General features: G+C 70.2%; 25 protein-coding genes. 11 read left to right on the forward strand and 14 right to left on the reverse strand.

Annotated elements, in window-relative coordinates:
• Positions 1 to 2: 2 nt before the first annotated feature.
• The 3 genes from OHA19_RS13045 (at position 3) to OHA19_RS13055 (ending at position 2,957) form a co-directional block, all read left to right on the forward strand.
• Positions 3 to 782 (forward strand): ABC transporter permease subunit, encoded by a 780-nt coding sequence (locus tag OHA19_RS13045; protein ID WP_405716630.1) that lies wholly within the window; start codon positions 3 to 5, stop codon positions 780 to 782.
• A 193-nt stretch (positions 783 to 975) separates the two neighbouring features.
• The gene (locus OHA19_RS13050; protein WP_405716629.1) at positions 976 to 2,094 is read left to right on the forward strand and encodes an ABC transporter ATP-binding protein; all 1,119 of its coding nucleotides are present in this window, start codon (positions 976 to 978) and stop codon (positions 2,092 to 2,094) included.
• Positions 2,091 to 2,957, forward strand: a complete 867-nt coding sequence (locus OHA19_RS13055; protein ID WP_405716628.1) for an ABC transporter permease subunit — start codon at positions 2,091 to 2,093, stop codon at positions 2,955 to 2,957. Before OHA19_RS13050 ends, OHA19_RS13055 begins: the two co-directional genes overlap by 4 nt.
• 17 nt (positions 2,958 to 2,974) lie before the next feature.
• Here the strand turns inward: OHA19_RS13055 and OHA19_RS13060 are convergent, their stop codons facing one another.
• Positions 2,975 to 3,304 (reverse strand): ATP/GTP-binding protein, encoded by a 330-nt coding sequence (locus OHA19_RS13060; protein ID WP_405716627.1) that lies wholly within the window; start codon positions 3,302 to 3,304, stop codon positions 2,975 to 2,977.
• 210 nt (positions 3,305 to 3,514) lie between these two features.
• On the opposite strand from OHA19_RS13060, the gene OHA19_RS13065 reads away from it, so the two are divergent.
• Positions 3,515 to 4,558, forward strand: a complete 1,044-nt coding sequence (locus tag OHA19_RS13065; protein ID WP_405716626.1) for an LLM class flavin-dependent oxidoreductase — start codon at positions 3,515 to 3,517, stop codon at positions 4,556 to 4,558.
• A gap of 74 nt (positions 4,559 to 4,632) precedes the next feature.
• On the opposite strand, the gene OHA19_RS13070 is transcribed toward OHA19_RS13065, so the two are convergent.
• Positions 4,633 to 5,025: an SCO5389 family protein gene (locus OHA19_RS13070; RefSeq protein WP_124716348.1), complete on the reverse strand. Its 393-nt coding sequence runs from the start codon at positions 5,023 to 5,025 to the stop codon at positions 4,633 to 4,635.
• Positions 5,026 to 5,295: 270 nt separating this feature from the next.
• Between OHA19_RS13070 and nucS the strand changes: the two genes are divergently transcribed.
• Positions 5,296 to 5,967 (forward strand): endonuclease NucS, encoded by a 672-nt coding sequence (gene nucS, locus OHA19_RS13075; RefSeq protein WP_405716625.1) that lies wholly within the window; start codon positions 5,296 to 5,298, stop codon positions 5,965 to 5,967.
• Between the two features lie 82 nt (positions 5,968 to 6,049).
• Here the strand turns inward: nucS and OHA19_RS13080 are convergent, their stop codons facing one another.
• The 4 genes from OHA19_RS13080 to OHA19_RS13095 all read right to left on the reverse strand — a co-directional run bounded on the left by OHA19_RS13080 (position 6,050) and on the right by OHA19_RS13095 (position 11,074).
• On the reverse strand, positions 6,050 to 8,536 hold the full coding sequence (locus OHA19_RS13080) for an ATP-binding protein (RefSeq protein WP_405716624.1): 2,487 nt from the start codon (positions 8,534 to 8,536) through the stop codon (positions 6,050 to 6,052).
• 322 nt (positions 8,537 to 8,858) lie between these two features.
• Positions 8,859 to 9,182, reverse strand: a complete 324-nt coding sequence (locus OHA19_RS13085; RefSeq protein WP_072486732.1) for an STAS domain-containing protein — start codon at positions 9,180 to 9,182, stop codon at positions 8,859 to 8,861.
• A gap of 236 nt (positions 9,183 to 9,418) precedes the next feature.
• On the reverse strand, positions 9,419 to 10,267 hold the full coding sequence (locus tag OHA19_RS13090; protein WP_405750314.1) for a 3-hydroxyacyl-CoA dehydrogenase family protein: 849 nt from the start codon (positions 10,265 to 10,267) through the stop codon (positions 9,419 to 9,421).
• A 165-nt stretch (positions 10,268 to 10,432) separates the two neighbouring features.
• Complete coding sequence (locus tag OHA19_RS13095) at positions 10,433 to 11,074, reverse strand: TetR/AcrR family transcriptional regulator (protein ID WP_405716622.1); 642 nt, start codon at positions 11,072 to 11,074, stop codon at positions 10,433 to 10,435.
• An 83-nt stretch (positions 11,075 to 11,157) separates the two neighbouring features.
• Here OHA19_RS13095 and OHA19_RS13100 point away from each other — a divergent pair, with 83 nt between their 5' ends.
• From OHA19_RS13100 to OHA19_RS13110, 3 genes are read left to right on the forward strand one after another with little or no spacing between them, the layout of a single operon-like run.
• A complete protein-coding gene (locus OHA19_RS13100) occupies positions 11,158 to 11,940 on the forward strand; it encodes an ABC transporter ATP-binding protein (protein ID WP_405750316.1) in 783 nt (260 codons plus the stop codon).
• Positions 11,941 to 11,952: 12 nt separating this feature from the next.
• Positions 11,953 to 12,702, forward strand: coding sequence for an ABC transporter permease (locus OHA19_RS13105; RefSeq protein WP_405716620.1), 750 nt, complete (start codon positions 11,953 to 11,955; stop codon positions 12,700 to 12,702).
• Positions 12,703 to 12,751: 49 nt separating this feature from the next.
• Positions 12,752 to 13,324 (forward strand): cob(I)yrinic acid a,c-diamide adenosyltransferase, encoded by a 573-nt coding sequence (locus OHA19_RS13110; protein ID WP_259931864.1) that lies wholly within the window; start codon positions 12,752 to 12,754, stop codon positions 13,322 to 13,324.
• 33 nt (positions 13,325 to 13,357) lie between these two features.
• Here OHA19_RS13110 and OHA19_RS13115 read toward each other — a convergent pair whose 3' ends face one another.
• Positions 13,358 to 13,903, reverse strand: a complete 546-nt coding sequence (locus OHA19_RS13115) for a hypothetical protein (protein ID WP_405716619.1) — start codon at positions 13,901 to 13,903, stop codon at positions 13,358 to 13,360.
• A 152-nt stretch (positions 13,904 to 14,055) separates the two neighbouring features.
• Here OHA19_RS13115 and OHA19_RS13120 point away from each other — a divergent pair, with 152 nt between their 5' ends.
• The 3 genes from OHA19_RS13120 (at position 14,056) to OHA19_RS13130 (ending at position 17,943) form a co-directional block, all read left to right on the forward strand.
• Positions 14,056 to 15,252, forward strand: a complete 1,197-nt coding sequence (locus OHA19_RS13120; protein WP_405750319.1) for a sensor histidine kinase — start codon at positions 14,056 to 14,058, stop codon at positions 15,250 to 15,252.
• Complete coding sequence (locus OHA19_RS13125; RefSeq protein WP_405716617.1) at positions 15,249 to 15,899, forward strand: response regulator; 651 nt, start codon at positions 15,249 to 15,251, stop codon at positions 15,897 to 15,899. The genes OHA19_RS13120 and OHA19_RS13125 overlap by 4 nt, the downstream gene beginning before the upstream one ends.
• A 169-nt stretch (positions 15,900 to 16,068) precedes the next feature.
• A complete protein-coding gene (locus OHA19_RS13130; RefSeq protein WP_405716616.1) occupies positions 16,069 to 17,943 on the forward strand; it encodes a glycosyl hydrolase family 18 protein in 1,875 nt (624 codons plus the stop codon).
• A 139-nt stretch (positions 17,944 to 18,082) separates the two neighbouring features.
• On the opposite strand, the gene OHA19_RS13135 is transcribed toward OHA19_RS13130, so the two are convergent.
• The 7 genes from OHA19_RS13135 to OHA19_RS13165 all read right to left on the reverse strand — a co-directional run bounded on the left by OHA19_RS13135 (position 18,083) and on the right by OHA19_RS13165 (position 24,584).
• Positions 18,083 to 18,529 (reverse strand): DUF2550 domain-containing protein, encoded by a 447-nt coding sequence (locus OHA19_RS13135; RefSeq protein ID WP_405721872.1) that lies wholly within the window; start codon positions 18,527 to 18,529, stop codon positions 18,083 to 18,085.
• Positions 18,530 to 18,670: 141 nt separating this feature from the next.
• Positions 18,671 to 19,045, reverse strand: coding sequence for a F0F1 ATP synthase subunit epsilon (locus tag OHA19_RS13140; protein WP_405716615.1), 375 nt, complete (start codon positions 19,043 to 19,045; stop codon positions 18,671 to 18,673).
• 111 nt (positions 19,046 to 19,156) lie between these two features.
• Positions 19,157 to 20,599 carry a F0F1 ATP synthase subunit beta gene (gene atpD, locus OHA19_RS13145; protein WP_405716614.1) on the reverse strand — a complete coding sequence of 481 codons (1,443 nt, stop codon included), beginning with the start codon at positions 20,597 to 20,599 and terminating at the stop codon, positions 19,157 to 19,159.
• Positions 20,599 to 21,513: a F0F1 ATP synthase subunit gamma gene (locus OHA19_RS13150; protein WP_405716613.1), complete on the reverse strand. Its 915-nt coding sequence runs from the start codon at positions 21,511 to 21,513 to the stop codon at positions 20,599 to 20,601. Before OHA19_RS13150 ends, atpD begins: the two co-directional genes overlap by 1 nt.
• 3 nt (positions 21,514 to 21,516) lie before the next feature.
• Entirely contained in the window at positions 21,517 to 23,088 is a 1,572-nt protein-coding gene (gene atpA / locus OHA19_RS13155; RefSeq protein WP_405716612.1) for a F0F1 ATP synthase subunit alpha, read from the reverse strand.
• Between the two features lie 138 nt (positions 23,089 to 23,226).
• Complete coding sequence (locus OHA19_RS13160; RefSeq protein ID WP_405716611.1) at positions 23,227 to 24,042, reverse strand: F0F1 ATP synthase subunit delta; 816 nt, start codon at positions 24,040 to 24,042, stop codon at positions 23,227 to 23,229.
• Positions 24,039 to 24,584, reverse strand: coding sequence for a F0F1 ATP synthase subunit B (locus tag OHA19_RS13165; RefSeq protein WP_124716364.1), 546 nt, complete (start codon positions 24,582 to 24,584; stop codon positions 24,039 to 24,041). The genes OHA19_RS13160 and OHA19_RS13165 overlap by 4 nt, the downstream gene beginning before the upstream one ends.
• Positions 24,585 to 24,611 lie beyond the last annotated feature (27 nt).

Raw genomic sequence — 24,611 nt, forward strand, 5'->3', positions numbered from 1 at the left:
CGATGGCATCGGTACCCGCGGTCCTGACCTCCGAGTGGACCAAGATCCGTACGGTCTCCTCGACCGTCTGGACACTGATCTCCGCGTTCGTCGTCACCGTCGCGATGAGCGCGGCGCTCTGCGCCCTGATGAACGCCCAGTTCGACGACCTCCCGGTGGCGGAGCGAGCCACCTTCGACCCGACCCTGATCAGCTTCTCCGGCATGGTCCTCGGCCAGCTGGCCATGGTCGTCTTCGGGGTGCTGGTGGTCGGTACGGAGTACAGCTCCGGCATGATCCGCACCTCGCTGGCGGCGGTGCCCCAGCGCGGTTCGTTCCTGTTCAGCAAGATCGCGGTGGCCGGGGTGCTGGCCCTGGTGGTCGGCCTCGCGACCAGCTTCGTCTCGTTCTTCCTCGGACAGGCCCTGCTCGGCGACCACCACACGGACATCGGCGCGGACAACGTGCTGCGCGCGGTCATCGGCGGCGGCATCTACATGGGGCTGATCGGGATCTTCTCCATGGGCGTGGCGACGATGCTGCGCAGCTCCATGCTGTCGCTCGGCATCCTGATGCCGTTCTTCTTCCTGGTCTCCCAGATCCTGTCGGCGGTGCCGGGGGCGAAGAAGGTCGCCCGCTACTTCCCCGACCAGGCCGGGTCCAAGATCATGCAGGTGGTCCCCGACGCGATGCACAGCAACCCGGCTCCGTACGGGCCCTGGGGCGGGCTCGGGATTCTGGTCGCCTGGGTGGTGGCCGCGCTGATCGGCGGCTATGTCGTACTGAAGAAGCGCGACGCCTGACCGCTCGCGGGGCGCGGGCGGGCGGTGTCCCCGGCCTCTCCGGAAGCCTTCCGTCCGCTCGGACCGGCGCGACGCGCAATCGTAACGACTTGGCCGGAACCGTCAATGCCTGGATATCCTCCTAACTCTTACGGGGGCGTGCGGCCGCTCGGCCTGGGCCCCGACGACAGATGTGAGTCGATGGGGCTGGAGCATGATCGAGGCAGTCGGCCTGACCAAGCGCTACGGCGCGAAGACGGCCGTGCACAACCTTTCCTTCCAGGTGCGGCCGGGCGCCGTCACCGGATTCCTCGGTCCCAACGGGTCGGGCAAGTCCACCACCATGCGCATGATCCTGGGCCTGGACCAGCCGACCTCCGGCCATGTGACGATCGGCGGCCACCCCTTCCGCAGCCTGCCGAACGCACCGCGCCAGGTGGGTGCGCTGCTGGACGCGAAGGCGGTGCACGGCGGGCGCAGCGCCCGTAACCACCTCCTCTCGCTCGCCCAGCTCGCCGGAATCCCGGCTGCCCGGGTCGACGAGGTGCTCGGGGTCGTCGGCCTCCAGGACGTCGCCCGGAAGCGGTCCAAGGGGTTCTCGCTCGGCATGGGCCAGCGGCTCGGCATCGCGGCGGCGCTGCTCGGCGACCCGCAGGTGCTGCTCTTCGACGAACCGGTCAACGGCCTGGACCCCGAGGGCATCCTCTGGGTCCGCAATCTGATGAAGATGCTGGCGTCCGAGGGGCGTACGGTCTTCGTCTCCAGCCATCTGATGAGCGAGATGGCGCTCACCGCCGACCATCTGATCGTGATCGGCCGGGGCCAGCTGCTCTCCGACATGAACATCAAGGACTTCATCTCCGCCAACTCGGCCGACTTCGCCCGGGTGCGGGTCGCGGACGGCCTCGCGGAGCGGCGCGAGAAGCTGACCGCCTCGCTCACCGAGGCGGGCGGGCAGGTCATGTCCGAGCCGGACGGGGCGCTGCGCATCACCGGGCTGCCGCTGCCGCGGATCAGCGACGTGGCGCACGAGGCGGATGTCCGGCTGTGGGAGCTCTCGCCGCACCAGGCCTCGCTGGAGGAGGCGTACATGCGGATGACGCAGGGCGCCGTGGACTACCGCTCGACGGCGGACCAGAAGGCGGGTCTGCAGCAGCCGGCACCCGACGCGTACGCACAGCACGGGTACGCGCAGCAGCCACCGGAGATGCCGCAGCAGAACTGGTACGCCCCGCCGCCGCCCGGACAGAACCCGTACGCGGGACCCCCGGCCGAGCCGGCCCCGGCCGCCCCGGACCTGACCAAGCGCGAAACCAGCGAGGACGCCCGATGACAACGCCGCCGACCCCGCAGGCGCCGCACCAGCAGCAGGCCGCGCCGCAGAGCCCCTCGGCCGCACCGACCGGTCCGTACACCTCACCGATCCCGGTGCGCCGGGCCACGCTCGGCGACGCGATCGCCTCCGAGTGGACCAAGATCCGCTCGGTGCGCTCCACGATGTGGACGCTCGGCGTCATGATCGTGCTGCTGCTCGGGATCGGGCTGCTCGCCGCGGTCGCCGTCAACACCTCCGGGGCCGGACTCGACTCGACGCCGGTGCTCAGCTTCGGCTTCTTCGGCGTGCTGCTGGGCTCGATCTGCGTGATCACACTCGGTGTGATGACCATCGCGTCGGAGTACGGCACGGGCATGATCCGTACGACGCTGACCGCCTGCCCGAGCCGGGCCCGGGTGCTGAGCGCGAAGGCGATCGTCTTCTTCCTGCTCACCTTCGTGATCACGACCGTGACGACCGCGCTGGTCGCGGTGTTGCAGATGGCGATCATCGACAGCGCGGCGCCCTCCGGCGGCGACTGGCTGCGCGCGACGGTCGGTGTCGGCCTCTACATCGCGACGCTGGGGCTGCTCTCGCTCGCGGTCGGCGCTCTCATCCGGCACTCCGCCGGTGCGATCACGATCATGATCGGAGTGGTGCTGCTGCCACTCGTGCTGGCCATGTTCATGTTCGCCCAGTCGCTCTCCGGCCTGCGCATGAAGCTCTTCGAGTACTCGATCCCCAACCAGCTCAGCGCGTTCTACTCCACCTCGGTCGCCGATTCGGGACCGTCCGGCTGGGACCCGCTGTGGATCATGCTCGGCGTCACGGCCGTAGCGCTGCTCGGGGCGTTCGCCGCGCTCGACCGCCGGGACGTCTGAGGCCTGTCCCGAGCGGCTCAGTAGCGAGGCGCGTTCCTGGACCGCTGCATCTGTGTGGTGCGGCGGTCCTTCGCGTTCCAGCACGCCTTGTGCCAGTGCCTGCGGTCGTCGATCCCGCCGTACTCGGACCAAGCCACCAGGTGCGGGACGCCGGACGGGATCTCCTGGTCGCAGCCGGGGCAGCGGTACCGCTTGCCCGCCGCGCTCGCGCCGCTGACCGGGCGGACCGACCACTGCTCGCCCTGCCACTCCTCGGCACGTCCGCCGCCGCCGTAGCGGCCCCCCGGCTCCACTGTGCTGTCGTGGGGACTCTCGCCGCCTCGGGGGCGGTTGCGGCGCGGGGACACGTGACACCTCACGGGGCAGGCTGGGCAGTTCCCGTCCAGCGTAGGGCCATTTGGCCGAGCCGGTCGTCCGGCACCTCGCGGGACGGAGTCCCGGCGGGGTGAGTTACCGGAAAATCGCAACAACCTGCCGGTGGACCGTGCCTTTGGCACGTGTCAGACGTTGTTGCTCAATAGGGGAGAGCCGCGTCGGCCGCAAGGAGGCAATTGGCGATGCGTGTGGGAACGTTCGTACTGGCAGCCCAGTTTCCGGGGCAGGGGCCGGGGGAAGCGCTGCACCGCGCTGTCCGGTCCACCGAGGTCGCCGAGGAATCCGGCCTCGACTCGGTCTGGCTGGCAGAGCATCATTTCGTGCCGTACGGGGTCTGCCCGTCCGCCGTCACGCTGGCCGCGCTGCTGCTCGGCCGCACCCGCAGAATCCGGGTGGGCACGGCGGTGAGCGTGCTGTCGACCCAGCATCCGGTGGCGCTCGGCGAGCAGGCCGCGCTGCTCCATCTCACCAGCGGCGGCCGGTTCACGCTCGGCGTCGGCCGGGGCGGCCCCTGGGTGGATCTGGAGGTGTTCGGCGGGGGCCTGGAGGCGTACGAGAAGGGCTTCCCGGAATCCCTGGAGCTGCTGCTCGACTGGCTGGGCAGGCCGAGGGTGGCCGGGCGCGGTGAGCGGTACGGCTTCCGCGAGGTCGCCGTGGTCCCCCGGGCCGACGAGCTGCTCGCCGAGGACGGCGGCGGGAGTCCCGGCGGCCCCGAGGTCGTCGTCGCGTGCACCTCTCCGAAGACGGTGAAGCTCGCCGCAGAGAAGGGCCTGCCGATGCTGCTCGGGATGCACTGCGGGGACCAGGAGAAAGCCGACATGGTCGCCCTGTGGCGCTCCACCGCGCTCGCCGCGGGCCGCTCGCCCGAAAGCGTCCACGCGGCCGGGCACGTGTCCGCGGGGGTGGCCCAGATCGCCGACCGCCCCGAGGAGGCGGTGGAGACACTCGTGAAGACGATGCCGGGCTGGCTGCGACAGGGGCTGGAGGCCCATGTCACCGTCGACGGCCGGCACCGGGTGATGCGCGATCCGGTCGCGTACACGGAGCTGCTGTGCGGTCTTCATCCGGTGGGCCCGCCCCGGCTCGCCGCCGACCGCCTCGCCGCCACTGCCGAGCGGACGGGCATCACCCGCTTCGCGCTCCTGGTGGAGGGTTCGGGAGATCTGACGGCCACGGAGGAGAACGTGGCGCGGCTGGGCACCGAAGTGCTCCCGCTGCTCACCTGACATGTAGTAGGAGGTACGGGGGCTGCCGCTCCGGAGCGAGTTGCACGATCTCGGCCCGGAACGGCAGCAAGCGTTTAGCAGTCCCGTAGTTCGGGCGACTGGTTGAGCAACTGGCCCCTCACCGAGGTGAAGCGGGCCAGACGCTCGTCGACCGACGGGTCCAGCGGGAACACCGCGACGCGGTGGCAGTTCTGGAATGCCAGACGCACCCCGAAGTGCCGCTGGAGCGCGCCGCGGATCGCATCACTCGCGAGCGCGCGCAGCAGCTGACCACGTGCCTGCTCGTCCGGCGGGGGCGTCTGGTTGTCGGCGAACTCTCCGCCGTCCACCTTCAGCTGAGCCACCAGAGAGCTGATCATCTCCCATGCGTAGGGCAGGGAGGTCCGGACGCAGTCGACGAAGTCGGCTTCGTCGACCTCGCCTCGCTCGGCCTGTTCCAACAGCGCCGGTGAGACGTCGAGCGACATGGGTTCTCCTCTCGCGACCCCGACGCCGGGCCGGGGCCTTACGGGCAGGGAAGAAGGACGGCGACGCAGCGTACACGGACGGCGACCTCCTGCTTACACGGTAAGGGTGCGGTCCGGGCCGCACCAGGAGATTGGGAACACAACCGGCCAATAACGAAGGGGCGCAAAGAGGGGCAAGCCCCGACTGCGCCCCTTGGACGAAAGAGGGGCGACGGAAGTGGCAGGGGGAGAATCGCGTGGAACACCCCTCGTCGAGTAGCGTTGCCGACCATGCGTCTCGTCATCGCCCGCTGCTCCGTGGACTACGCCGGCCGGCTCACGGCCCACCTGCCCTCCGCTCCCCGTCTCATCCTGGTGAAGGCGGACGGGAGCGTGTCGATCCACGCCGACGACAGGGCGTACAAACCCCTCAACTGGATGTCGCCGCCCTGCACCCTGAAGGAGGGCACCGCCGACACCGCGGGCGTCTGGACCGTGGTGAACAAAGCGGGCGAGAAACTGATCATCACGATGGAGGAAATCCTCCACGACTCGTCCCACGAGCTCGGTGTCGACCCGGGCCTGATCAAGGACGGCGTCGAAGCGCACCTGCAGGAACTGCTCGCCGACCGGATCGAGACACTCGGCGAGGGCTACACCCTGATCCGCCGTGAGTACTTCACCGCCATCGGACCGGTCGACATCCTGTGCCGGGACGCCGACGGCCAGACCGTCGCCGTGGAGCTGAAGCGGCGCGGCGACATCGACGGCGTCGAGCAGCTGACCCGCTATCTGGAACTGCTCAACCGCGATCCTCACCTCGCCCCGGTGAAGGGCATCTTCGCGGCCCAGGAGATCAAGCCGCAGGCGCGGGTGCTCGCGACGGACCGCGGGATCGGCTGTGTCGTGCTCGACTACGACGCGATGCGCGGCATCGAGGACGACAAGCTCCGGCTCTTCTGACCCTTCCCGCTCCCCTGTTGTTCCCGGTCCCCGACGCCGGACGTGCGTGTCGCGTCCGGCGTTCGTCGGTTCCCGGGGCGGCTCAGGCGGCCGTCGGGCCGCTGTCCGCGCTCGCCGCCGACGACGAGGAGGGCCCGCTCGCCGAGTCGGAGGTGTCGGGCGAGGACGGCTCGGGTTCGGTGGCCGTGTCCGACGGGCTCGGGGATCCGGTGTCCGTCGGGCTCCCGGTCGGGCTCGGGGTCTTCGTCGGCGAGGGCGACTTCGTCGAGGTCGGCGACTTGGTCGGCTTGTTCGACGGCCTGTTGCTGGACGACGTGCCCGAGGACGGGGTGTCGCTCGGTTCCGTCGGGCCGGTGGACGGTGTGCCGCTGCCGCTCGGCGTGATCTCGCTGCCCGACGGTCCGGGCGTCGCCGAACTGCCGCCGGATGCCGTGTCGGCGGGCGTCGAACCGTCCGCCGGGCCGTCCGCCGGATCGTCGGCCGGCGCTCCGTCCTCGCCGCCGTCCTGGCTCTGCGACTGCTCGGTCGTGACGTCCTGGTTCCCGTGGACGTCGTCGTCACCGGAGGTCAACCCCAGCGCGACCACCGTGCCGAGCACACCGGTCAGGAGTACGCCCGCGGCCGTGGCGACCAGGTTGCGCCGGGCCCCGGCGAGCAGCGCGAAACGGCCTTGCCGCGTCTCCCGGCCGGCCCCGGGGGCGCTCTGCCGCGAGATCACCGCGGTGGCACCCTCGTACGGCTTCGACAGCGTCTGCGTCACGGACGGCTTCGTACCGGCGGGCGGCGTCGCCGGCTCCTCGGCCTTCGGGACCGGCAGCTCGTCCCCGGGCGGGGTGAGGATCACGGGCAGCGGGCCGTCGGAACGGTCCGCGACCAGGGCGAGCGCGCGCCGTCCGGCCACCGCCCCGGACTTGTCGGCGAGCGCCCCGCGCATGCCGATCGAGGTCTCCAGCTCGGCCCTGGCCCGGTCCGGGTTTCCGGCCAGGAGCGCGAGAACCCCCAACTCGTGGTGGAAGTAAGCCTCTTCGGCCACCTCCCCGGCGATCCTGGCCGCCTCCTGACCGATCCGCAGCGCCTTCTCCCAGGCTCCCCAGTGCAGGCCCGCCGCGAAGGCCGGGGTGGCGCTGCGGGCCAGCAGCACGGCCACGCTGGTCTGCCCCGCCCCGTCGCCGGGCACCAGCTGTGCCATCGCCGCGATGACCGCGTCGCCCTCGGACGTCACCCGCTCGGGGGTCACCGAGGGGTGACCCGCCCACCAGGCGTAGTGCTGGGCCGCGGTGCGGGCCCGCTCGGTGGTGTCCTCGCCGTATCCGGCGGCCTCCAGCTGGGTGACGACACCGGCGGCGAGCCGGTAGCGGGAACCGGCCGGGGAGAGCAGCCCGCAGCCGGCCAGTTCACCGAGCGCGGCGTCCGCGTGGGTGTCCCCGATGAGCGCCGGCAGATGGGCCTGGTGCGGCACCTCGCCGCCCAGGGCCACCGCGAAGCGCAGGGTGTCACGGGCCGGCCCGCTCAGCCGCGAGGCGAGCAGCGCGGCGGGCGCCGCCCCCTCCCCGAGGCTGGGCAGCGGGATGTGGACACCGTCGACGGCCTGATCGTGCCCGAAGGGCGCGTCCGCGGGCAGGCCGTCCCCGCCGAACACGCCGTACGCCTCGGGGTCGGTACGCAGCATGTCGCGCTGGCGCAGCAGGGCGCCCGCCTGGACGAAGCGCAGCGGCAGCCCCTCGGACTCGAACCAGAGGTCTCCCGCCCAGTTCGCCTCCTCCTCGGTGAGCGGGCGCTCGACGGACCGCTCCAGCAGGTCGACCGCGGCGCTGCGGCCGAGGCCCGCGAGGAAGACCTCTTCGAGGTGCGAGTCGGTGGTGGGCGCGGCGACGTCCGGAACCGTCGCGAACAGGAAGGCGCACTCCGGTGTCGCGTCGAGCAGCTCCTCCAGCGCGGCCCCGCCGAACTCCAGGTCGTCGAGCAGGACGACGGCGCCGATGCTCCGGACCCGTTCGAGCAGCCGGTCGCGGTCGGGGCGGTGCAGCGGCGCGTCATGGACGGCCTCGAAGAGCCCGTAGAGCAGGTCGGTGACGGTCCGCTTGTAGCCGCTGAGCCGTACGACTCCGTCCGGTGCGAGGTCCGCGCAGTCGGACGCGACGGCGTCGAGCAGTGCCGTACGGCCCGATCCGGCCGGTCCGGTGAGCCGCACGGAGCGGCCCCGGGACAGCAGCCGCACCAGCCGTTCGCGTTCCTGCGCGCGCTCCAGGAGCGGCAGTTGGGGGGCGGGCGGGCCGGGCGGTACGGGTGGCGCGGTGGCGCGTTCACGGTCGGCGCGGCCGGTCACGGTGCGCCGGGCCGGCGGGCCGGGCTGCTCCCCCGGCGGGCACAGCTCGACCTCGCTGCCGTCGATCGGATTGACGGTGAGGAGGTAGTCGCCCGATATGAGCCGGACGACGCGCGCCTGGGGTGTCGGCTGGCCGGGCTCCGGGGTCAGCTGGTCGCGGGCCGGCCGTCTGCGGCCGGGCTCCTCACCGAAGCCGCCGTTGTCCCGGCCGTACTCTTCCGGTCCCCGGTGTGTCGGGTCCATCGCCAAAGCCCCCAGACGCGTCGCGCACGATTGCCCCTCCGGCCTCGCACGCCCCGCTGTCGCTTCCGGTCCGGTGTCCGCCCGGTGGGTTCGTCAATCGGCGGACGGGCGAACCCTAGACCGTCGCGCGGTGTCCCCGCACAGTCGGGGGGTCACGCCGCCCGAAGCGCGCGTTCTCATGCGGATTGTGCGCTTTCGGCCGCGGCGGGCGACCGGGGAGCGCGACCCGGGCGGGCGGCCGTGGCGCGCGACCGGGACCCTTCGCCGGACCGGAACCGTGCCGGCCCCGGAGCGGGCAGCCCTCGGGACGGCGCGGGCGCCGCTACACGCGCGGCAGCGAGTCCGCGGCGATTCCGCCTTCGATCGCCAGGATGCGGTGCAGCCGGGTCGCCACCAGCAGGCGCTGCATCTGCGGCGGCACGCCGCGGAGCACCAGCCGCCGCCCGGCCCGTCCGGCCCGGCGGTGTGCGCCCATGATGACGCCGAGCCCCGTGGCATCCCAGGAATCCAGCTCGGTCAGGTCGAGCACCAGGTCGCCGACGCCGTCGTCGAGGGCCGAGTGCAGGGCCGTACGGGCGTCCGCCGCGCTTCGGACGTCGAGGCGGCCCCCGACGACCAGCTCGGCGTGGTCGCCCCTGATGTGCATATGCGCTCCCCTGGAATGCTCCGTGGCAAGGTTCGTCTGTCTGTTCTGTCTCTGCCACAACTGACTGCGGCGGGGACAGGGAAGTTGCCGTCTGTAAGCGAACCGATACCGAATTCACTCCGCGGAGTGACTGCGGCGCGGCGGGAGCCCGCTCGGATCCATTGATTCCGGGAGACTCCCCCCGTACCTCCGGGCCTGACCGACGGCAGATCAGGCAACCGGAGGACCGAAAACGATCAGTACGTGTAGAAGCCCTGCCCGCTCTTGCGGCCGATGTCACCTGCGTCCACCATCCGGCGCATCAGCTCCGGAGCGGCGAACTTCTCGTCCTGCGACTCGGTGTAGATGTTGCTCGTGGCGTGCAGCAGGATGTCGACGCCGGTCAGGTCCGCCGTGGCGAGCGGGCCCATGGCGTGGCCGAAGCCGAGCTTGCAGGCGATGTCGATGTCCTCGGCCGAGGCGACACCCGACTCGTACAGCTTGGCGGCCTCGACGACGAGCGCCGAGATCAGGCGGGTGGTGACGAAGCCGGCGACGTCGCGGTTGACGACGATGCAGGTCTTGCCGACGGACTCGGCGAACTCCCGCGCGGTGGCGAGGGTTTCGTCGCTGGTCTTGTAGCCCCGTACGAGTTCGCAGAGCTGCATCATCGGGACCGGCGAGAAGAAGTGCACACCGACGACGCGCTCGGGGCGCTCCGTCACGGCCGCGATCTTGGTGATCGGGATGGCGGAGGTGTTGGAGGCGAGCACCGCGTCGTCCCGGACGATCTTGTCGAGCGCCCGGAAGATCTCGTGCTTGACCTCCAGCTTCTCGAAGACGGCCTCGACGACGACATCCGCGTCGGCGACCGCGTCGAGGTCGGTGGTGGTCGTGATGCGGGCGAGCGCGGCCTCGGCGTCGGCCGCGTCCAGCTTGCCCTTGGAGACGAACTTGCCGTACGACGCCTCGATGCCGCCACGTCCGCGGCCCAGGGCCTCGTCGGTGACATCGCGCAGCACCACGTCCCAGCCCGCCTGGGCGGAGACCTGCGCGATGCCGGACCCCATGAGTCCGGCTCCGATGACGGCGAGCTTCCTGGCCACGTCTGCACCCCTTGGTTTCTGTTCGCCTCTGCAGCTGGTTCCTGCACGGCCGGTCTCAACGGTTCTTCACATGCTCTCCGGCGGAGATTAGTACCCGTGAGGGGCGCTGGGGCCGTGAAGAGATGCGCGTCACGTCTCACATGACGGACATCACACCGGGACCCGTCATTCAGCGGCGCGCCGGGCGTAGTTGAGGACCTTTTCGCCGAGCAGCTCCTCGATCTCGTCGAGCAGGACGAGCGCGTCCCTGGACACCTCGGCCGCCCTGCGGCCGGCCACCATCTCGCGGCCGATGTACGCCATGAGCGTGCTGTGCGCCCAGGAGAGCTGACCGGCCACCAGGATCGGGGCCGGATCCCCGGGCCCCGTCCCGCACTCCTCCTGAAGCGTCGTCTCCAGATACTGAAGGGCCTCCTGCTGTATGTGCCAGAGGCGGGCCTTGAGGCCGTCCGCGCCCTCGATGACCCGCATGAAGCGTTCGTAGCCCTCCATCAGGCCGACGGTGGGTGACACGCCCTCCACCTGGATGCGCAGTTCGCGCAGGACCGCGTCGGCCGCGGACTCGCCCCTGTCCCGGCCCCGGACGTACCGCGAGAGGCGGTCGACGATGTCGCGGCCGCGGTCCAGGAAGAGGTCCTCCTTGGTCGGGAAGTAGTTGTAGACCGTGTTCACCGAGACGTCGGCGGCGCGGGCGATCTCGGCGATCGTGACCGCGTCGAAGCCCCGCTCCAGGAAGAGACCGGTGGCCACGTCCGAGAGGTGCTGTCTGGTCCGGCGCTTCTTGCGCTCCCTGAGTCCCTCAGCCATGGCCCCCATCGTAGGACTCCTCTGGGGTTCCTCAATATTTGGTGTCATTGCAATTTTTCAGTCACTCTGTTTTTGTGGTCACTATGCCAATCATCAGCACGGCCGGGCTCGCCCGGACCTTCGTCACCAAGGCCGGTCCGGTGGAGGCCGTACGTTCCATCGACATGACGGTCGCGGCCGGCGAGATCGGCGGCCTCCTCGGCCCCAACGGAGCGGGCAAGACCACCACCCTGCGCATGCTCACCACGCTGCTCGCCCCCACCGGCGGCGCCGCCACCGTGGCCGGCTGCGATCTGCTCGCGGACCCGGCGGGCGTACGGAAGAAGTGCGGGTACGTGGCTCAGTCGGGCGGCGTCGATCCCCACATCAGCGTCCGGGAGGAACTGGTCACCCAGGGCCGGCTCTACCGGCTCGGCAAGGCGGCGGCAGCGTCCCGGGCCACGGAACTCGCCGCCGGACTGGGCCTTTCCGAGCTGCTCGACCGCAGGACGGCCACGCTCTCCGGGGGCCAGCGGCGCCGGCTCGACATCGCCATGGGGCTCACTCACCGCCCGGCCGTGCTCTTCCTCGACGAGCCGACCACCGGGCTCGACCCGGGCAGCCGCACCGACCTGTGGGAGCTGGTGCGCCGACTGCGGGACACGTACGGCACGACCGTCGTGCTCACCACCCACTACCTCGACGAGGCCGACGCGCTCGCGGACCGGCTGGTCGTGGTCGACGGCGGCCTGGTCGTGGCCGAGGGCACACCGGCCGCGCTGAAGACCCGGTACGCGGGCTCGCCCGCCGCCTCGCTCCAGGAGGCGTTCCTGGCGATCACCGGGCGCTCCCCCGCGCCTGCCGACACCGCTCCCGTCGCCGTCTAGGAATCGAGTCCGATGCTTCTCCACGACACCGCGCTCGTCTTCGGGCGGTACGCCCGGCAGACCCTGCGCTCGAAGTTCCAGATCCTCTTCGGCATCCTGATGCCGCTGCTCTACCTGCTCTTCTTCGGTCCACTGCTCACCGGGCTGCCGCTCGGCTCGGCAGGTGACTCCTGGCAGGTCCTGGTCCCCGGACTGCTGCTCCAACTGGGCCTGTTCGGCGCATCGTTCGCCGGGTTCGCCATCATCATCGACAAGTCGACCGGGGTCGTGGAGCGGATGCGGGTGACCCCGGTCAGCCGGCTGGCGCTGCTCCTGGGCCGGGCCCTGCGCGATGCGCTCCTGTTCATGTTCCAGGCGGTGCTGCTGGTGCTCACCGCCCTGCTCATGGGGCTGCGCGCTCCCCTGCCCGGGGTGCTGATCGGCTTCGCGTTCGTCGGCCTGCTGACGGTCTCGCTGGCCTCGCTCTCGTACGCCCTGGCCATGAAGGTCAGCACCCCGCAGGAGTTCGGCCCGGTGATCAACTCGATCACCATGCCGGCGATGCTGCTCTCCGGTCTGATGCTGCCGATGACACTGGGCCCCGGCTGGCTGGACGTGCTCTCGCACCTCACGCCGTTCCGCTACCTCGTGGACGCGGTGCGGGACGCGTACGTGGGGTCGTACGCCACCGCGCACATGCTGTACGGGGTGCTGGTCTCGCTCGGCTTCGCGGCGGTCTCCGTGGCGGTGGGCGCCCGCGTCTTCCGGCGGGCGGGTGCCTGACCGAGGGCGGTCCCGCGGTCCCTGGCGGGACAGCCCTTAGGCTGACCGCATGGTCAATCTGACACGTATCTACACGCGCACCGGCGACCAGGGCACCACCGCCCTCGGCGACATGAGCCGGACCGCCAAGACCGATCTGCGGATCTCCGCGTACGCCGACGCCAATGAGGCCAATGCCGTCATCGGTACCGCGATCGCGCTCGGGCAGCTCCCCGAGGACGTCGTGAAGGTCCTCGTCCGTGTGCAGAACGACCTGTTCGACGTGGGCGCGGACCTGTCGACCCCGGTCGTCGAGGACCCGAAATACCCGCCGCTGCGGGTGGAGCAGAGCTACGTCGACAAGCTGGAGGCGGACTGCGACCACTTCCTGGAGCAGCTGGAGAAGCTGCGCAGCTTCATCCTGCCGGGCGGCACCCCCGGGGCGGCGCTGCTGCACCAGGCGTGCACGGTGGTCCGGCGCGCGGAGCGGTCCACCTGGGCGGCGCTGGAGGTGCACGGCGAGGTGATGAACGCGCTGACCGCGACGTATCTCAACCGGCTCTCCGACCTGCTGTTCATCCTCGCGAGGACGGCGAACAAGGAGGTCGGCGACGTGCTGTGGGTGCCGGGCGGCGAGCGGTAGCCGTCCCGGTCCGCGGGCCGGGACGGGCCGGGGTCAGCTCGACGGCCCCGGCGCCGTCTTCGGGAACAGCGTGTAACTCCCCGCGATGACCACGTTGATCCCGATCACGAACAGCATCGTCTGCTGCCACGCCTGGAGCGAGGACACATCACCGTCCCCGCCCACGTACCAGACGGCCGCCTGGAGCAGCGCCAGCGCGGTCACCGCGGCGACCGTCCAGCGCGCCGCCACCTTCCACTCGTGCACCGCGCGCGCCATGCCGTACTTCGGCGGCTTCACCGGCGGCGGCCCGCCCGCGAAGCGGTGCGCGACCCGGGCGTCGACCCAGCGGATCGTGGAGTGGCCGAGCCCCACCGTGAAGCCGATGTAGACCGCGGCGAGCCCGTGTTTCCAGTCGGGCTGCGCCCCGTTCTTCAGGTCGATGGCGGTCACCACCAGCAGTACGACCTCCAACAGCGGCTCGCACAGCAGCACGGCCGCGCCCAGCCTCGGTTTCTTCGCCAGGTACCGCAGCGCGAGCCCCGCGGCCAGCAGCACCCAGAAGGCGACTTCGCAGAGCACGATCAGCGTGACGATCACGGCACTTCCCCTTTCCCGTTTCCTCCAGCCTCCCGGCCGCGCGGCCCCGATTCGTCGTCTGTCGTGACGAACCGCGACTGCATCCTTCGATGTACTCGGGCTTCGCCCCTGGTACGGAGGTCCGGGCGCCGGCCGCCGTGTTGGATGGGGGGGTGTTCTCCCTTCCGCGGCCGCACCGCCACGACGTGCTCATGGCCGCCATCGGTCTCCTCGGCGGCCTCGCCCTGTGGGCGCTCGGCCTGTATCTCCAGGGCAACCGGCTCTTCGTCGCCCCGTGGGTCTGCCTGCTGCCGCTCGCCGTCGTGTCGGGGCTCGAACTGGTCCGCCGGACCGCCCCGCAGACGGCCCTGGCCATCGGCACGCTCGCACTGGTCGCGGACCAGTTCACGGTCGGGAACCTGGCGACGGTGCTGATGTTCACGGACCTGATGTACGCGGCCGTGCTGTACGGGACACCGTCCGCCGCCCGCCGCATCCCGGTGACCACGTTCCTGATCACGGTCGCGGTCACCATCGGGTTCCTGGCCTGGCTCCGCAGCCCCCAGGCGCTGCTCATCGGTGTCGTCACCGGCATGGTCTCGTTCCTGCCCGCCCTCACCGGGGTGAGCGTCCGCAACCACCGCGACGCCGCCGAGACGGCCCGGCTGCACGCCGAACAGACCGCGCTGCTCGCCGAGATGGACCGGGTCCAGGCGGTGACCGCCGAGCGCACCCGGATGGCCCGCGAGCTCCACGACATGGTGGCCAACCACCTGTCGGCGATCGCCATCCACTCCACCGCCGCGCTCTCCATCGACGACCCGGCCACCTCCCGCGACGCGCTGGGGGTGATCCGGGAGAACAGCGTCGACGGGCTCGCCGAGATGCGCCGGCTGATCGGGCTGCTGCGTACCGGCGGCGGGGCGCGGGAACCGGCCGCCTCACCCACCCTCGCCTCGCTGGACGCACTGGTGGAGCAGACCCGCGCGAACGCCGCGTCGAGCGGGCTGACCTGTACGTTCGAGGACGACCGGGGCGAGGGCGGCGCACTGCCCACGCCGGTCGAGCTGGCCGCGTACCGGATCGTCCAGGAGTCCCTGACGAACGCGCTCAAGCATGCCGCGCCCGGCCCGGTCGCGGTGCGGCTCGGGCAGTCCGGGCAGCTGCTCACGGTGGAGGTCAGCAGTGTGTTCGGGAACCGTTCCGGGCCGCGCGCACCCGGCTCGGGGGCGGGGCTGGTGGGGATGCGGGAACGGGTGGCGCTGCTGGGCGGCACGATCGAGGCCGGCCCGTCGACCACCGGCGACGGTACGAAGATCTGGCGGGTACGGGCCGAACTGCCCGTGGAGGAAGGGACGTCGAGGACATGACGATCCGGGTTGTGGTCGCCGAGGACCAGTCGGCCGTCCGGGCGGGGCTGGTGCTCATTCTGCGCAGCGCCCCCGACATCGAGGTCGTGGGCGAGGCCGGGGACGGCGAGGAGGCGGTGCGGCTGGCCCGCACGCTGCGGCCGGACCTGGTGCTGATGGACATTCAGATGCCGCGGCTGGACGGGGTGTCGGCGACCGGGCAGGTGGTTGCCGAACGGCTCGCGGACGTGCTGGTGCTGACCACCTTCGATCTGGACGAGTACGTCTTCGGGGCGCTGCGGGCGGGGGCCGCGGGCTTCCTGCTGAAGAACACCGAGGCGCGCGATCTGCTCGACGCCGTACGGACGGTGGCGCGCGGCGAGGGGCTGATCGCGCCGGCTGTGACGCGCAGGCTGATCGCCGAGTTCGCCGGGGCCTCGCCCGTACGGCCGGCGAACGCGCCCGACCCTTCGGTGCTCGACGGGCTCACCCGGCGGGAGCGGGAGGTTCTGGGCTGCCTCGGCGAGGGCTTGTCGAACGCCGAGATCGCGATCCGGCTCTCCGTGGCAGAGGGGACGGTGAAGACCCATGTGAGCAGGCTGCTGGGCAAGCTGGAGCTGCGCAGCCGGGTGCAGGCGGCCGTGCTGGCACAGGAGTTGGGCGTCTGAGGTTTTGCGGGGAACTTTGGTCCAGACCTCTTGACGATTGGTCCAGACCTTCCTAATCTCACCGAGCACACTGCGGTGAGCACGCCATGACAAGGCGGGCTCAGGGCGGCGCAGGGTTTGCAGTCCACGGACCACCCCCGATTGTCCGGACCTCACCCGAGGAGCACCGTTGAGCACTGAAACCCCCCTACGCCGGACCCGATTCAGACTCGGGACCGGCAGAGCCACCAGATCCAGAGCGGTAGCGGGCCTCACCGCGCTGCTGCTTCCACTCGCCGCGATGGTCGGCCTGGCATCCCCCGCCGAGGCCGCCACCTCGGCGACCGCCTCCTTCGTCAAGAAGTCCGACTGGGGCAGCGGTTTCGAGGGCCAGTGGACGGTGAAGAACACCGGCACCACCGCCCTGTCCTCCTGGATCATCGAGTGGGACTTCCCCTCCGGCACCGCGGTCGGCTCCGCCTGGGACGCCACCGTCACCAGCTCCGGAACCCACTGGACCGCCAAGAACCTCGGCTGGAACGGCTCGGTCGCCCCCGGCGCCTCCGTCAGCTTCGGCTTCAACGGCACCGGCCCCGGCGCCCCCACCGGCTGCAAGCTGAACGGCGCCTCCTGCGACGGCGGCAGCGTCCCCGGCGACAACGCCCCCTCGGCACCGGGCACCCCGACCGCGAGCGCCGTCACCGACACCTCGGCCAAGCTGAGCTGGACCGCCGCGACCGACGACAACGGCATCAAGAACTACGACGTCCTGCGGGACGGCGCGGTCGTCTCGACGGTCACCGGCACGACGTACACGGACTCCGGCCTCAAGGCCGGCACGGACTACTCGTACACCGTGCAGGCTCGTGACACCGCCGACCAGACCGGCCCGGTCAGCGGCGCGGTCAAGGTCCACACCACCGGCGGCGGGAACCCCGACCCCGGCACCGGCGGCAAGGTCAACCTCGGCTACTTCGCCAACTGGGGCGTCTACGGGCGCAATTACCACGTCAAGAACCTGGACACCTCGGGCTCAGCCGCGAAGATCACGCACATCAACTACGCCTTCGGTAACGTCCAGGGCGGCAAGTGCACGATCGGTGACTCCTACGCCGACTACGACAAGGCGTACACCGCCGACCAGTCGGTCGACGGCGTGGCCGACACCTGGGACCAGCCGCTGCGCGGCAGCTTCAACCAGCTGCGCAAGCTGAAGGCCAAGTACCCGCACATCAAGATCCTGTGGTCGTTCGGCGGCTGGACCTGGTCCGGCGGCTTCGGTGACGCCGCGAAGAATCCGGCCGCCTTCGCCGAGTCCTGCTACGGCCTGGTGGAGGACCCGCGCTGGGCCGATGTCTTCGACGGCATCGACATCGACTGGGAGTACCCCAACGCCTGCGGCCTGACCTGTGACACCAGCGGCCCGGCCGCGCTGAAGGGCCTCACCTCGGCGCTGCGCACCAAGTTCGGCAAGGACTACCTGGTGACCGCCGCCATCACGGCCGACGGCTCCGACGGCGGCAAGATCGACCTCGCCGACTACGCCGGCGCCGCCCAGTCCCTGGACTGGTACAACGTGATGACGTACGACTTCTTCGGCGCCTGGGACGCCAAGGGCCCGACCGCCCCGCACTCCCCGCTCACCTCGTACAACGGCATCCCGAAGGCCGGCTTCAACTCCGCCGACGCCATCGCCAAGCTGAAGGCCCAGGGCGTCCCCGCGTCCAAGCTGCTGCTCGGCATCGGCTTCTACGGCCGCGGCTGGACCGGCGTCACCCAGGACGCCCCCGGCGGCACCGCCACCGGCGCCGCACCCGGCACCTACGAGGCCGGCATCGAGGACTACAAGGTCCTCAAGAACAGCTGCCCCGCCACCGGCACCGTCGCCGGCACCGCCTACGCCCACTGCGGCACCAACTGGTGGAGCTACGACACCCCGGCCACCATCACGTCCAAGATGAGCTGGGCGAAGAGCCAGGGCCTGGGAGGCGCGTTCTTCTGGGAGTTCAGCGGCGACACCGCCAACGGTGAACTCGTCGGCGCGATCAACAGCGGTCTGAAGTAACCCTCACGGTCTGAGACAACCCCCCACCAGCACCGCGCAACACCCCGGAAAAGCAGCCGGGGAGACGGGTCCGCCCCCCGTCTCCCCGGTTTTCCTTCTGCTGGGCCGCTTTCCGCCGGCCCTCAATTGCCGGTCGTTTCTAGGCCACGTTGACCCGCTGGCCGGGCGGCGCCGCCTCCAGCCAGGCGAGGAACCCGGTCAGCGCGTCGTCGCTCATGGCCAGCTCCAGGCGGGTCTCCCCGTGGAGACAGCCGAGCACCACGGCGTCGGAGAGCAGCGCCAGCTCCTCCTCGCCCTCGGGCAGCCGCCGGGCGACCACCTCGATCGCAGAACGCTCCAGGACCCGGCGGGGTCGAGGAGCGTAGGAGAAGACCCGGAACCATTTGATCCGGTCCCCGCTGTACCGGGCGACCCCGTACACCCAGCCCTTGCCCGACAGATCGGGCTCCTCGGATACGTTCCATCGCAGGCTGCAGTCGAAGGTCCCGCCGGAGCGCTGAATCAGCCGCCGACGCAGACCGAAGACGAAGAGTCCAATCAGGACCAGTGCGACGACCAACCCGCCCACCCACAGCGCGAGGAACATCTCCACCGACCTCCTCGCGTCGTCGAGTAACGGATACCGCCAGAACTACAACCGCACCTGCATCGCCTCAGCCGCGACACGGTCTGGAGTGGTCTCCAGCTCGGGCCGCGGCTGAGGGTAAAGCTACGTGGTCGCGGGGCGCTAGCGCACCGCCACCGCACGCAGTCGCACTTCGGCGCGCCGCTCGGAGGCGGCGTCCGTGTCCGACTTCGCGCGCTCCAGCGCATGCTCGGCGCGCTGGACATCGATCTCGTCCGCCAGCTCCGCGATCTCCGCGAGCAGCGAGAGCTTGTCGTCCGCGAACGAGATGAAACCGCCGTGCACAGCGGCGACCACGGTCCCGCCGTCGCTCGTACGGATCGTCACCGGGCCCGATTCCAGCACACCCAGAAGCGGCTGGTGACCGGGCATGACGCCGATGTCGCCGGACGTGGTGCGCGCGACGACCAGGGTGGCCTCGCCGGACCAGACACTGCGGTCCGCGGCGACCAGCTCGACGTGCAGCTCAGCAGCCAAGGGTGGCTCCTCGGGTCACCACCCGGCCGTTCGAGCCGGGTGTTGGGTCAATTCTACGGGGCGTGGTGAGGGGGGCGGGACACACCCCACCCCCCTCGGTGAGCCAGGGGCTCAGGAGACGCCGAGCTCCTTGGCGTTGGCCTTCAGGTCCTCGATGCCACCGCACATGAAGAACGCCTGCTCGGGGAAGTGGTCGTACTCGCCGTCGCAGATCGCGTTGAACGCGGCGATCGACTCGTCGAGCGGCACGTCCGAACCGTCCACGCCGGTGAACTGCTTGGCGACGTGGGTGTTCTGCGACAGGAAGCGCTCGACACGACGGGCACGGTGGACAACGAGCTTGTCCTCCTCGCCCAGCTCGTCGATACCGAGGATCGCGATGATGTCCTGGAGGTCCTTGTACTTCTGGAGGATCCCCTTGACACGCATGGCGGCCGCGTAGTGGTCCGCCGCGATGTAACGCGGGTCCAGGATGCGGGACGTGGAGTCCAGCGGGTCCACGGCCGGGTAGATGCCCTTCTCGGAGATCGGACGGGAGAGAACCGTCGTCGCGTCGAGGTGGGCGAAGGTGGTGGCCGGGGCCGGGTCGGTCAGGTCGTCCGCGGGGACGTAGATCGCCTGCATCGAGGTGATCGAGTGACCACGGGTCGACGTGATGCGCTCCTGCAGCAGACCCATCTCGTCGGCCAGGTTCGGCTGGTAACCCACCGCGGACGGCATACGGCCGAGCAGGGTGGACACCTCGGAGCCGGCCTGGGTGTACCGGAAGATGTTGTCGATGAAGAAGAGCACGTCCTGCTTCTGCACATCGCGGAAGTACTCCGCCATGGTCAGACCGGCCAGCGCGACGCGCAGACGCGTGCCCGGCGGCTCGTCCATCTGACCGAAGACGAGGGCCGTCTTGTCGATGACGCCCGAGTCGGCCATTTCCTCGATGAGGTCGTTGCCCTCACGGGTGCGCTCACCGACACCGGCGAACACCGACACACCGTCGTGGTTGTTGGCCACGCGGTAGATCATTTCCTGGATCAGAACGGTCTTGCCGACACCGGCACCACCGAACAGACCGATCTTTCCACCCTTGACGTACGGGGTGAGCAGGTCGATGACCTTGACGCCGGTCTCGAACATCTCGGTCTTGGACTCGAGCTGGTCGAAGTTGGGCGCCTTGCGGTGGATCGGCCAGCGCTCGGTGACCTCGGCGTTCGCCTCGGGCTTGTTCAGGATCTCACCGAGGGTGTTGAACACCTTGCCCTTGGTGATGTCACCGACGGGGACCGTGATGCCGGTGCCCGTGTCGGTCACCGCGGCCTGGCGGACCAGACCATCGGTGGGCTGCATCGAGATCGCACGGACCACACCGTCGCCCAGGTGCTGGGCGACCTCGAGGGTCAGCGTCTTGAGCTTGCCGTCCTCGGCCGGGTCGGCCACCTCGACGGTCAGCGCGTTGTAGATCTCCGGCATCGCGTCGACGGGGAACTCCACGTCGACGACCGGGCCGATGACCCGGGCGACGCGGCCCGTGGCAACGGCCGTCTCAACTGTGGTCGTCATTACTTGTCACTCCCCGCGGTCGCGTCGGCCAGCGCACTGGCACCACCGACGATCTCGCTGATTTCCTGGGTGATTTCGGCCTGGCGGGCCGCGTTGGCAAGCCGGGAGAGCGTCTTGATGAGCTCACCGGCGTTGTCGGTGGCCGACTTCATCGCGCGGCGGCGGGCGGCGTGCTCGGAAGCAGCGGCCTGCAGCAGCGCGTTGTAGATCCGGCTCTCGACGTACCGCGGAAGCAGGGCGTCGAGGACGTCCTCCGCCGACGGCTCGAAGTCGAACAGCGGCAGGATCTCGCCCTTGCCGTCCTCGACGTTCGTGGCATCGAGACTGAGCGGCAGCATCCGGTCGTCGACCGGGTTCTGCGTCATCATCGACACGAATTCCGTGAAGACGATGTGCAGCTCGTCCACGCCGCCCTCGGCGGTCTCCTGGGTGACCGCCTCGATCAGCGGGGCCGCAGCCCGCTTCGCATCCGCGTACGTCGGGCTGTCGGTGAAGCCGGTCCACGAATCCGCGAGCTTGCGCTCACGGAAGCCGTAGTAGGCGACACCCTTGCGGCCGATCACATAGGTGACGACCTCCTTGCCCTCGCCCCGGAGCCGCTCGGTCAGTCGCTCCGCGGCCTTGATGGCGTTGGAGGAGTAACCGCCGGCCAGACCGCGGTCGCTCGTGATGAGCAGGATCGCGGCCCGTGCCGGAGTCTCGGCCTCGGTGGTCAGCGGGTGCTTGGTGGTGGAGCCGGTCGCCACCGCGGTCACCGCGCGGGTGAGCTCGGTCGCGTACGGCGTCGACGCCGCCACCTGGCGCTGCGCCTTGACGATGCGCGAGGCGGCGATCATCTCCATCGCCTTGGTGATCTTCTTCGTGGCGGTGACGGAGCGGATGCGGCGCTTGTAAACGCGAAGCTGAGCGCCCATCGATCAGCCCTCGCCCAGGAGCTTGCCGTCCGAGGTCTCGAACTGCTGCTTGAAGGCGGCGACCGCGTCGGCGACCGACTGCAGCGTGTCGTCGGACATCTTGGCGCCCTCGGCGATGCTGGTCAGGAGGTCCTTGCGCTCACGGCGCAGGTACTCCAGCAGCTCGCTCTCGAAGCGACGGATGTCCTCGACCGGGACGTCGTCCATCTTGCCGGTGGTGCCGGCCCAGACCGAGACGACCTGCTCCTCGACCGGAAGCGGGGAGTACTGCGGCTGCTTCAGCAGCTCGACCATGCGCTTACCGCGCTCCAGCGACGCCTTCGAGGCCGCGTCCAGGTCGGAACCGAAGGCGGCGAACGCCTCCAGCTCGCGGTACTGGGCGAGGTCGACACGGAGACGGCCGGAGACCTGGCGCATCGCCTTGTGCTGGGCGGAACCACCGACACGCGAGACCGAGATACCGACGTTCAGGGCCGGACGCTGGCCGGCGTTGAACAGGTCGGACTCCAGGAAGCACTGGCCGTCGGTGATGGAGATGACGTTGGTCGGGATGAACGCCGACACGTCGTTCGCCTTGGTCTCGACGATCGGGAGGCCCGTCATCGAACCGGCGCCCATCTCGTCGGAGAGCTTCGCGCAGCGCTCCAGCAGACGCGAGTGGAGGTAGAAGACGTCGCCCGGGTAGGCCTCGCGGCCCGGCGGACGGCGCAGCAGAAGCGACACGGCGCGGTAGGCGTCGGCCTGCTTCGAGAGGTCGTCGAAGATGATCAGGACGTGCTTGCCCTGGTACATCCAGTGCTGGCCGATGGCCGAACCGGTGTACGGCGCCAGGTACTTGAAGCCGGCCGGGTCGGACGCCGGGGCGGCGACGATGGTCGTGTACTCGAGCGCGCCGGCCTCTTCGAGGGCACCGCGCACGGAGGCGATGGTGGAGCCCTTCTGACCGATGGCGACGTAGATGCAGCGCACCTGCTTGTTCACGTCGCCCGAGCGCCAGTTGTCGCGCTGGTTGATGATCGTGTCGACGGCCAGAGCGGTCTTACCCGTCTGACGGTCGCCAATGATCAGCTGACGCTGGCCGCGGCCGATCGGCACCATGGCGTCGACGGCCTTGTAGCCGGTCTGCATCGGCTCGTGCACCGACTTACGGACCATGACGCCAGGGGCCTGCAGCTCGAGGGCGCGGCGGCTGTCGGTCGCGATCTCGCCGAGACCGTCGATCGGGTTGCCGAGCGGGTCGACGACGCGGCCGAGGTAACCCTCGCCGACGCCGACGGAGAGCACCTCACCGGTGCGCTGCACCGGCTGGCCCTCTTCGATGCCGCTGAACTCGCCGAGGACGATCGCACCGATCTCGCGCTCCTCGAGGTTGAGGGCGAGACCGAGGGTGCCGTCCTCGAACTTCAGCAGCTCGTTCGCCATGGCCGAGGGAAGACCCTCGACCTTCGCGATGCCGTCGCCGGCAACGCTGACCGTACCGACCTCCTCGCGCGAGGCCGCGTCCGGCTTGTACGACTGGACAAAGTTCTCCAGCGCGTCCCGGATCTCCTCCGGCCGGATCGTGAGCTCCGCCATCTGGGTTCCCTGCTCTCCTTGTTGGGCCCGAAGTTTCTTAAGGGGGTCTGGGGGCCGACCCCCAGGAATCTTCTGCAATTTCTGCACGGCCCAACCGGGCCGCTGGTCTTGCTCTGTTCTGTTGCTGCGCTGCGCCGGTCAGCCGGCCATGCGTCGGGTCGCCTCTTCGAGGCGCTCCGAGATGGTGCCGTTGATGACCTCGTCACCGACCCGCACCACGATCCCGCCGAGGACCGTGGGGTCCACGTCGAGGTTCAGGTGCATCGGGCGGCCGTAGATCTTCGCCAGTGCGGCGCCGAGGCGCTGCTTCTGCCGATCACTCAGCGGCACGGCCGAGGTGACCACGGCGACCATGCGGTCCCGGCGCCCCGCGGCGAGCTTGGAGAGGGACTCGAGTCCCTCTTCAAGGCTACGTCCACGCGGCTGGGTGACAAGCCGCGTGACGACGCGCTCGGTGGCGGGCCGTGCCTTGCCGCCGAGCAGGCTGTGCAGCAGCTGCCCCTTGGCGGACGCGGACGCGGACCGGTTGGTGAGCGCGGCGCGCAGCTCCTTGTCGGAGGCGACGATCCGGCCGAACCGGAACAGCTCGTCCTCGACGTCGTCGAGGTCTCCGCTGCGCTGGGCGGCGGTGAGGTCTGCGGTGTTCGCCAGTTCCTCGACCGAGTCGACCAGGTCACGCGACTGCGACCAGCGGGAGCGGACCATGCCGGAGATCAGGTCGACGGCCTCGCCGCCCACCTGACCGCGCAGCAGTCGTCCGGCCAGCTCCGCCCTGGCCTCGCCGGACTGCGACGGGTCGGTCAGGACCCGCCGCAGTGAGACCTCGCGCTGGAGCAGCGCCGTTACGGCGGCCAGCTCCTCGGCGAGCTTCGCCGCGTCGACCGATGTGTTGTCGGTCAGCGCGTCGAGCGACTCACGTGCGGCAGCCAGTGCCTCGCGGCTCGCGCCGTTCATCGGACAGCCTCGGCCTTCGCCTCGAGCTCGTCGAGGAAACGGTCGACGGTGCCGCTCTGCCGGGCGTGGTCCTCGAGGGACTCGCCGACGAGCTTGCCGGCCAGGTCGGTGGCGAGCTTGCCCACGTCCTGACGCAGCGCGGAGGCCGCGGCCTTGCGGTCGGCCTCGATCTGGGCGTGACCGGCAGCGATGATCTCCTCGCGCTGCCGCTGGCCTTCCGCCCGCATCTCCTGCAGGATCACGGCACCCTGCTCCTGCGCCTCCTGGCGCAGGCGCGCGGCTTCGTGGCGGGCCTCGGCGAGCTGAGCCTTGTACTGCTCAAGCACGCTCTGGGCCTCGGTCTGGGCCGCATCGGCCTTTTCGATACCGCCTTCGATGGCCTCGCGGCGCTCTTCCAGAACCTTGTTGATGTTCGGGAGGAGCTTCTTGGCGAGGAAACCGAAGACGATGACAAAGGCGATGAAGCCAATGACGAGCTCAGGGATCGGCGGGATGAGCGGGTTTTCCGGCTTCTCCGCCGCGAGCTGAACCAGAGGGTTCACGTCAGTGCCTTCCGTCGAATGGTCTGT

The organism is Streptomyces sp. NBC_00012, from assembly GCF_045040875.1.
Lineage (GTDB): Bacteria > Actinomycetota > Actinomycetes > Streptomycetales > Streptomycetaceae > Streptomyces.